The following is a 7,875-nucleotide window of genomic DNA, read 5'->3' on the forward strand; positions in this document are numbered from 1 at the left end:
AAGACCAGCGCCAACGAGAACGTCACGCCGTTTGAACCGAGCCGATAGTAGACGCGAGGAGGTGTACCAATTCATGGCTGTGTGGGGGGCTATATCCAAGAGCTAAAAGAACCCTACCAATAGGGCTTTAACAGGTCGCCAAGGTTACATTAAGGTTCAGTGGCTGCTGGAATTTGGGTGATCGTCGCAAAACCATCGACGGTGCAGAACGGTGTCTTGGTCGCTCGACTCAACCCATCGGTGCCAGAAGATAGAATTCGGCTAAGACTGCTTGAGGTAGAACTCTGGTCGGCAATATGCAACAAGGTAACTCGATCGACATGAGCAAAGCGCGTTGGGCAGTAGCGCCCCTGCTGGGACTGCTACTCATGGCTGTGGTTGGCTGTGGCTTGCTGCTGCGATCGCCCCTTCCGGGATTTAACCCGCCTGCTGTCACCAGTGTTCATTTAACGCTGGGCAATCCCAGTGGTGCCTCCCGCACGCCCACCAACTACCTGATCGGGAAGCCGCAGTACGCGCTGTCTTACAACAACCAGACGCACACGCCTAACTGGGTCAGCTGGCAGCTAAACGCGTCCTGGCTGGGCAACGTGCCGCGCCGCAACGACTTTCGCCCAGATGAAACGTTGCCGTCCGGCTGGTACCGCGTTACGCCCAGCGACTACAACGGCAGCGGCTTCGATCGGGGACACATGACACCGTCTGCCGATCGCAGCAGCACTGTGGAGAACAACTCTGCCACGTTTCTGATGACGAACATCCTGCCCCAAGCGCCAGACAACAATCAGGGACCGTGGGCGGAACTGGAAAACTACTGCCGCGATTTGGTCCGGCAGGGCAAGGAGCTATATCTGGTCGCAGGCGGCTATGGCAGCAAGCGAACGATCGCCCTGCGTCGCACGGATAGCCCGAATGATCGCATCGTTGCGCCCGCCAACGTCTGGAAAGTCGCGGTGGTGCTTGACCAACCGGGACAAGGACTGCAAGGAATTGGCGATCGTACGCGCGTCATCGCGGTGAACATGCCGAACAATCAGGGCATTCGGGAAACCGACTGGCGCACGTTTCGCGTCTCGGTAGACAGCATTGAAGCGGCAACCGGATACGATTTGTTGTCGAGTCTGCCAGCGGCGATCCAAGATCAACTGGAGCGGCGCGTCGATCAACAGTAAATAAGTTTTATCAGCGACAATTATGCACTTGTAAACTGCGGAGTTATCGGCAATTTAACGATCGTCGTTGCATCTTTGATATAAGTCTTTCGGGTAGGACTTGTCTCTATTGCAGTGCAGAACTAAGCTGAAGTCGAGAGAAAAGATCTGCTTTGGGCAATGGGACGAAACTGGGCGATCGCGATCGGCATTAACCAATATCGCAATCTGCAACCGCTGCAATTTGCGGTTCGGGATGCCCAATTCGTGCGGGACTATTTCCTCAACGAAGTTAACTTTCAGTCGGTCTACTATTTCTCGGATGATTCCCCGCCGATTCCTCAAGATTACGGACCCTCCTTGGACTCCACACCAAGTTTCACCACGCTCAAACGATTTCTGCGAACGCGATTTGAGCAACCGTTTCTGCAAACGGGAGACAATCTCTGGTTCTTCTTTGCGGGACACGGAATTCGCCACGACGATCGAGACTACCTGATGCCAATTGACGGTGATCCGGGGGATGTCGAAGGGACGGCGATTCCCATTAGCTACCTAACTGAGCGGTTACGTCGGAGTGGTGCAGATAATGTCGTGCTGCTGTTGGACGCCTGTCGGAATCAGGGACGGCGGGCGGGAGTGGGAGTGGGAGAAGAGGTACCGCCGGGAGTTGTGACCCTGTTTTCCTGTAGTCCGCAGGAGTCGTCCTATGAAATTGAAGCCTTGCAGCAGGGAGCGTTTACCTACACGCTTTTGCAAGGATTACGGCTGCAAGGCGAGGGGAACTGTGCCACTGTCGAGCGTCTGGATAACTTCTTGCGAGTTCGTGTCCCTGAAGTGAACCGACGACATGGAAAACCGCGACAGAATCCCTATGCCACGGTGGAGCCTGCCGCCAAGTACCATCTAATTTTGCTGCCGCGACAGGCAACGCTGCGAGATGCTGAGACGCTGAAGATGGAGGCATTCAAGGCGGAAACCGATCGCGTGTTTGATTTGGCGGAGCAGTTGTGGATTCGCGTTTTAGCCGTTTCTCCGGCGGACTCAGACGCCATTAAAGCGATTCGTCGATTGCCACAGATGCCCGCAGCACCGAGTCCAACTTCTAGAACTCGTCCGTCAGGTGAGCGGACTGTTGCGCCTCGGCAAGAAATTCCGATCCTGGGTTTGAGTAGACGACAACTGCTTCTGACGGGTTTGGGAGGAACCGGAGTCGGGGCGGCGCTTCTGGCCCGATCGCTCCTTCAGCCTTCCAGTCCCAACGCTCCATCACTGAAGCCGTTTGAATTTGAGGTGATCACAGTCAATGCTCAAGGAAAGCAAGCGCAGCCGCAACGGAAAAAGGCACAGTTTTTTACTGAAGATCTGGGGCAGGGGGTCAAATTGGAAATGGTGGCAATCCCAGGAGGGACTTTTCAAATGGGATCTCCTGCGACTGAGAAGCAGCGAAGCACCAATGAAGGACCGCAAAGATCCGTCACGGTCAAATCCTTTTTCATGGCAAAGTATGAAGTGACCCAGACCCAGTGGAAGACAGTAGCGGCTTTACCGAAGATAGAACGCGACCTCAATGCTTTTCCATCAAACTTCGGTGGCGGCAATCGTCCAGTTGAATGGGTTTCCTGGCACGATGCTGTTGAATTTTGTACCCGATTGTCTAAGAAAATGGGGCGGGAATATCGCTTGCCCAGTGAAGCAGAATGGGAATATGCCTGCCGCGCTGGAACTACAACTCCTTTTCATTTTGGTGAGACGATTACAACTGATTTGGCAAACTACCAGGGAACAGATTTGGAATACCAAGGAAGAACGTATCTAGGAAGCTACGGCAGTGGTCCGAAAGGGCAGTATCGAGGGCAAACGATCGAGGTTGGCAGTTTTCCGGTGAATGCCTTTGGGCTGTACGATATGCACGGTAATGTTTATGAATGGTGCCTGGATTATTGGCATGAGAATTATCAAGGAGCGCCGATCGATGGAAGTGCCTGGATAGAGCGCGATGGTGCCAGGGATGCCGCTCGTCTGCTGCGTGGTGGTTCTTGGGGCAACTATCCGTGGGACTGCCGCTCTGCCGCTCGCCGCTGGTATCCTGCTGACTACCGCAACTACGATATCAGTTTTCGGGTCGTTTGTTCCGCCCCCAGGACTTCTTAGCCCTTTACCCTCTTGCCCTTTCGCGCTTTGCACGATCAAATTTTTTGAGATTCTCATCAAGTAACACTCTTCATCCCAAGCGGGAACAACTTGCGATCGGAGAGTTGAGCGTCATCTAGCGCCTGAATCAAAAACTGACCCGTTTCTTGCTGCTCTTCAACATCCTCATCATCTAACCACGACTGAAGCAAATTGACCACTTCAGTTCGCTTCTGCTTCAACGAAATAGAATCTGCTAGCAATTGCAGCCGTCAACTCCTCTACTGACAGCCCTTGCTGATTGGCTTCCTGCAAGAGATACTGCTCTAGTTCCGGTGGCAGATTGAGGGTTAACGGAGGTTTTTGAAAGGCACGTTCTGTATTCTAAACACTGGCTATCGGAGATTGGAGTTACAATCCAGACACGGTTCGCTCAAGATAAATTAGCCTAGATTCAATTCCTCAAGAGTTGCGCTGAACGATCGTCCAATTCTCCAAACCCCAGCGATATCGATCGACCCGAATTCCCCGCATATAAAGAAAAAGTTGAATTAAATGCATGGCAAACGAGTCACAACTCTGGTTGACCACAGAAGTCGAAGTCACTGAAACCGTTGAAGTCACCTCTGGAAAGCGAAGCAGTGACGACATTGGTGGTGGATTTGGCAAGCAAATCGCCAAACAAGTCACGAAAACGGTGCAGCAACGAGTTCCCCTGGATGCTGTTGCCTTAAAAGCCCAGATGAATGGCTTGCTGAGCGTCGTTAGTGATGTGTTTGACCAGGCAAATCAGCAGACAGGATTGCAGCTCGATGAAGTGGAACTATCGGTTGAAATCAATGGTGAAGGACAGGTTAGCATTTTAGGAAATGGTGGGAAATTGAGCGATCGGGGAGCGATCAAACTGAAGTTCAAACGGGCAGCCTGATTGATGACAGTAGTTACGAGATTTTATAATGGTCTGGGGCTGCGTCAAACCGAGGGTTCATCGTCATATTACACCCAATTTTCAATTGCGCATGAGAATCAATTCTAAGCTCAAGCGAATTCTAGTGACGCTGCTGTTTTTGGTGGTTCTATACGTAGGAATGGCGTTGGTACTGCGGGCGATCGGCTTAGAAAATGCTCAAAATTCTATTAAACAAGCAGGCGTGTTAGCGCCTATTTTGTTTATTCTAATCTCTGCGGTTAGCCTGATTATTGCTCCGTTAAGCGGTAGCTCTATCTTTATTATTGGCGGTGCAGTCTTCGGCAAAGAAACTGCATTTTTTCTGAGCTGGATAGCATCAACTTTAGGCTGTAGCCTGAACTTCTGGATTTCTCGCAAATTTGGACGCAGAGTTGCCGCTCGTTTAATTGGCAAAACGAGCCTAGTAGAGCTTGACCGATTCATGCAGCGACTGAAACGTCAGCGTGAAATCCTTTACATGATTCTATTAATGCCGATTGCACAAGATATTGTCAGCTATGCGGTTGGTCTAACCAATGTCAAATACACTCACTTTTTGATTGCCCTAGTAATCAGCGGTGCCGGAATTGTTGCCGCCTATATCTATTTGGGGACCAGCTTATTGGAGACATTAATTTAAGTTTCTACAGCTTTAGTTTTTACGCCTGCGATCGCGCCTTCTTCTGTCTTTCCCAAAATATAAATATCCAAATTGATTTGGCCAATTCGATAGACATTTGGATCACTCAATTGCTTGATTAAACGGACCAGCGCTTGGTATTTCTTGACAGCTTCCTGCTCCTCTGGGCTGTGCCACTCTTGCGGCTGTGTTGCCCACTCAAAAAATGAATCGATGTCCCTGAGTTCGATCGCGGCATTCCCTTCGTGCTGAGTCAGCTCTAACAATTTCTCAGGCGCCATGTCCCCATCGCAGTCCTGCCAGTAGCACACCTCAAACGGATAATCCGACTCGCTCATCCATTGCAAGCCCTCGATCGTCGTTTGGAGGCGCGTGAGAAGTTCGGAGTCAGGCATGGGGAATGGCAAGTGAGGTTAGTCTAGGTCGTCGCCGCTTGGTTCAGTCCATTCTCCACTCGCTTCGGCGGCGCGGGGTACCGATGGAGCAGTCGTAGAATAGGGAGACGGAACCAACTCTAACTGGCGCTGTGGCGACTTAGGAGCTTGGCGGCGGCGGGACACATTTTCCTCGCTGGTGTCTTCCGCCACGACTTCATACAGCACCGCAAGTTTGTTCAGGTCGCTGCCCTTACGCAGGACGCGACCCAGTCGTTGAATCTGCTGCCGTGCGGACCCCGTACCTGATAGCACGATCGCCACCCGCGCATCGGGCACATCGACGCCTTCATCCAGCACCCGCGACGCAACCAGCGTCGGATACTCGCCCTGCTTAAACCGACTAAGAATCTCGTGCCGCTCCTTTACGCCCGTTTGGTGCGTGATCGCTGGGATCAAAAACTCCTGCGAAATTCGGTACACCGTAGCGTTGTCGTCGGTGAAGATCAGCGTCCGTTCGGGATGGTGCTGCTGAAGCAAATCTGTCAGCACGCGCAGTTTGCCATCGGTGCCAAACGCGATCGCCCGCGCCTCTCGGTGAGCCAGCATTGCCCGCCGTCCGGCTTTCGATCGTGCGCTCGCCTGCACAAATCGCTGCCAACCCTGCACGGTTCCCAGAAAGATATTGGAGTTCTTCAGGAACTCGTTGCGGATGCGGATCAGCTCGTCGTAGCGATCGCGCTCCTGCTGCGACAGGTGAACCTTAATTTGCACCGATTTGTGCTTCGCTAGCGCCGTTCCCGATAGCTCCTCAGCCGTTTTGCGACACACCTCCGGTCCAATTAACTGCGTTAAGTCCGCATGCTTACCGTCAGCGCGATCGGGCGTTGCCGTCAGTCCCAGCCGGTAGGGCGCGATCGCGTACTCTGCAATCACGCGATTAAAATCACTCGGCAAATGATGGCACTCATCAAACACCAGCAGGGCGTACTGATTGCCCAACGTCTCGGCGTGAATTGCAGCGCTGTCGTAGGTGGAAACCAGAATCGGCGTGCGATCGCGGGAGCCACCGCCCAACAGTCCCACTTCCACATCGGGAAACACCGCGCACAGATGCGCGTACCACTGATGCATCAAATCCAGCGTCGGCACCATAATCAGCGTGCTGCGCTGCGTTGCCTGCATTGCCAGTTGCGCTACATAGGTTTTGCCCGCGGCTGTAGGCAGAACAACCACGCCCATCCGTCCCGCTGTAACCCACGCATCCAGCGCTTCCTGCTGGTGAGGATACGGCTCCATCTCCAGAGTGGGAACCAGTTCAATTTCGCGAAATTCCTTCGCGCGATCGTCGAGTTCGGTTCCGGTTGCCCGCAGACTCAGCACAATGTTGCGATACTGGCTTGCCGGAATGCGGAATCGCTCGATGCGATCGTCCCACGTTGCAAAGTCCATCCAGTCTTTGCCTCTGGGTGGCGGATGCAAAATCAGGGTGCCGCGATCGTAGGTGAGGGTTGGAGTTCGCGCCATAAGTTTTACGATAGTTCGTCCTGTTCACTTAGCAGGCGATCGAGCAAGCGGCGATTCTCTAACTGCAAGCCTCGGATGTCCGTTTTAAGCACCGGACTGGGAGTTGTTCTACAACACCTTTGAGCCATGCTTCCTCGGCAATCAGTACACTCGTCCTGGTTTACATCATCGTAACTCGTTCACTCTCAACTTTAACGATAATTCCTAGACAGTTTCACGGTTGAAACTGGAATTATGGTGACTCAGACTCGCCTTTATGAATACAAATCTAAATCGGCGAGTGAGGTTATTGGCTGCCTGTTGTCACTTAACAGGTTTAAGTACAATCCCGATCGTTTTTCTAGGGGCATTATTACTGTCGATCGTACAGCCGCTCGCGTTAACAAATTCGTTTAAGTGGGCGATCGCACTGTTGAGTCTGAACTTTCTTCAAGTGCTGATACTATCGCTTGCATGGTTTAGAGTTCGGAGCACCAACAATTCCATCCGAAAACATCTGATTGAGCAATTGAATTTCACTATCTCGATCGCGCTTTATCTAATGAGTAGTTCAATCACGTTGTTTTTGTGAATGCTCGCGGCTGTTTTTCTGGGTAAACAGTGCCCGCCAACTCAATGCAACCCTGTACTTTTGACAGCAGGTTTGTTGGCTCTAGGAAATTTCATGCATTTCATTGCTGTTCCCTTCTTTCTTGTGCTGCAAGTCAGTCACAGTCTTGCCGCTGCGATCTTAGCTCTCCGAGGAAAGTTCTATCGCTTTCCACTCACGATTCGGCTTTTGAATCCATCGAAGTCTGAGTGAGACTGCACAGCCAGCGTCTAAACATCCTCATCGGCTGACAAAACGTTTGCTGAAATCGCTAAAGACCTCTCCCTAACCCTTTCCTCGCAGGAGAGGGAACTAGAAGTTCGTCTGACGCCCCTTTCCGCGTCGGAGAGGGGTTGGGGGAGAGGTCGTCCGAAGTTTTGTCAGTCAACCAGCTAAACATCTGGATCGATTCCCATTGCTCTGAGTTGTTCTGCAAGCTGCGCGGCTCTGGCTTCTGCTCGCTCTGCGCGTTGTCGCTCTTGTTGTGCCTGTTCCGCACCAGTGGGGACAAC

At 52.2% G+C, this 7,875-nt stretch carries 7 protein-coding genes and 1 pseudogene; 4 read left to right on the forward strand and 4 right to left on the reverse strand.

Annotated features, from left to right (window positions below; translation table 11 throughout):
- Positions 1-296 precede the first annotated feature (296 nt).
- Together H6F43_RS04760 and H6F43_RS22995 are read left to right on the forward strand one after the other, a co-directional pair.
- Positions 297-1,172 carry a DNA/RNA non-specific endonuclease gene (locus tag H6F43_RS04760; RefSeq protein ID WP_242025330.1) on the forward strand — a complete coding sequence of 292 codons (876 nt, stop codon included), beginning with the start codon at positions 297-299 and terminating at the stop codon, positions 1,170-1,172.
- Positions 1,173-1,331: 159 nt separating this feature from the next.
- On the forward strand, positions 1,332-3,305 hold the full coding sequence (locus H6F43_RS22995) for an SUMF1/EgtB/PvdO family nonheme iron enzyme (protein ID WP_190341178.1): 1,974 nt from the start codon (positions 1,332-1,334) through the stop codon (positions 3,303-3,305).
- Between the two features lie 56 nt (positions 3,306-3,361).
- Here the strand turns inward: H6F43_RS22995 and H6F43_RS04770 are convergent.
- Positions 3,362-3,626 (reverse strand): annotated as a pseudogene (locus H6F43_RS04770) (hypothetical protein).
- A gap of 217 nt (positions 3,627-3,843) precedes the next feature.
- On the opposite strand from H6F43_RS04770, the gene H6F43_RS04775 reads away from it, so the two are divergent.
- Both H6F43_RS04775 and H6F43_RS04780 read left to right on the forward strand, forming a co-directional pair.
- The gene (locus H6F43_RS04775; RefSeq protein ID WP_190341181.1) at positions 3,844-4,212 is read left to right on the forward strand and encodes a hypothetical protein; all 369 of its coding nucleotides are present in this window, start codon (positions 3,844-3,846) and stop codon (positions 4,210-4,212) included.
- A 124-nt stretch (positions 4,213-4,336) separates the two neighbouring features.
- Positions 4,337-4,873: a VTT domain-containing protein gene (locus H6F43_RS04780; RefSeq protein ID WP_190341183.1), complete on the forward strand. Its 537-nt coding sequence runs from the start codon at positions 4,337-4,339 to the stop codon at positions 4,871-4,873.
- Here H6F43_RS04780 and H6F43_RS04785 read toward each other — a convergent pair.
- From H6F43_RS04785 to H6F43_RS22625, 3 genes are read right to left on the reverse strand one after another with little or no spacing between them, the layout of a single operon-like run.
- Complete coding sequence (locus H6F43_RS04785) at positions 4,870-5,268, reverse strand: nuclease A inhibitor family protein (protein ID WP_190341185.1); 399 nt, start codon at positions 5,266-5,268, stop codon at positions 4,870-4,872. The two genes, H6F43_RS04780 and H6F43_RS04785, sit on opposite strands and share 4 nt — an antisense overlap.
- Before the next feature lie 18 nt (positions 5,269-5,286).
- Positions 5,287-6,774, reverse strand: coding sequence for a DEAD/DEAH box helicase family protein (locus H6F43_RS04790; protein WP_190341187.1), 1,488 nt, complete (start codon positions 6,772-6,774; stop codon positions 5,287-5,289).
- A gap of 5 nt (positions 6,775-6,779) precedes the next feature.
- Positions 6,780-6,902: a hypothetical protein gene (locus H6F43_RS22625; protein ID WP_277879870.1), complete on the reverse strand. Its 123-nt coding sequence runs from the start codon at positions 6,900-6,902 to the stop codon at positions 6,780-6,782.
- Positions 6,903-7,875 lie beyond the last annotated feature (973 nt).

This window comes from Leptolyngbya sp. FACHB-36 (genome assembly GCF_014695955.1).
Lineage (GTDB): Bacteria > Cyanobacteriota > Cyanobacteriia > Leptolyngbyales > Leptolyngbyaceae > FACHB-36.

Excerpts from the sequence above, each read along its gene's own strand:
- H6F43_RS04785 (WP_190341185.1), bottom strand. The coding sequence starts at position 5,268 with ATGCCTGACTCCGAACTTCTCACGCGCCTCCAAACGACGATCGAGGGC.
- H6F43_RS22995 (WP_190341178.1), top strand. The coding sequence starts at position 1,332 with ATGGGACGAAACTGGGCGATCGCGATCGGCATTAACCAATATCGCAAT.
- H6F43_RS04760 (WP_242025330.1), top strand. The coding sequence starts at position 297 with ATGCAACAAGGTAACTCGATCGACATGAGCAAAGCGCGTTGGGCAGTA.
- H6F43_RS04790 (WP_190341187.1), bottom strand. The coding sequence starts at position 6,774 with ATGGCGCGAACTCCAACCCTCACCTACGATCGCGGCACCCTGATTTTG.
- H6F43_RS22625 (WP_277879870.1), bottom strand. The coding sequence starts at position 6,902 with ATGGCTCAAAGGTGTTGTAGAACAACTCCCAGTCCGGTGCTTAAAACG.
- H6F43_RS04775 (WP_190341181.1), top strand. The coding sequence starts at position 3,844 with ATGGCAAACGAGTCACAACTCTGGTTGACCACAGAAGTCGAAGTCACT.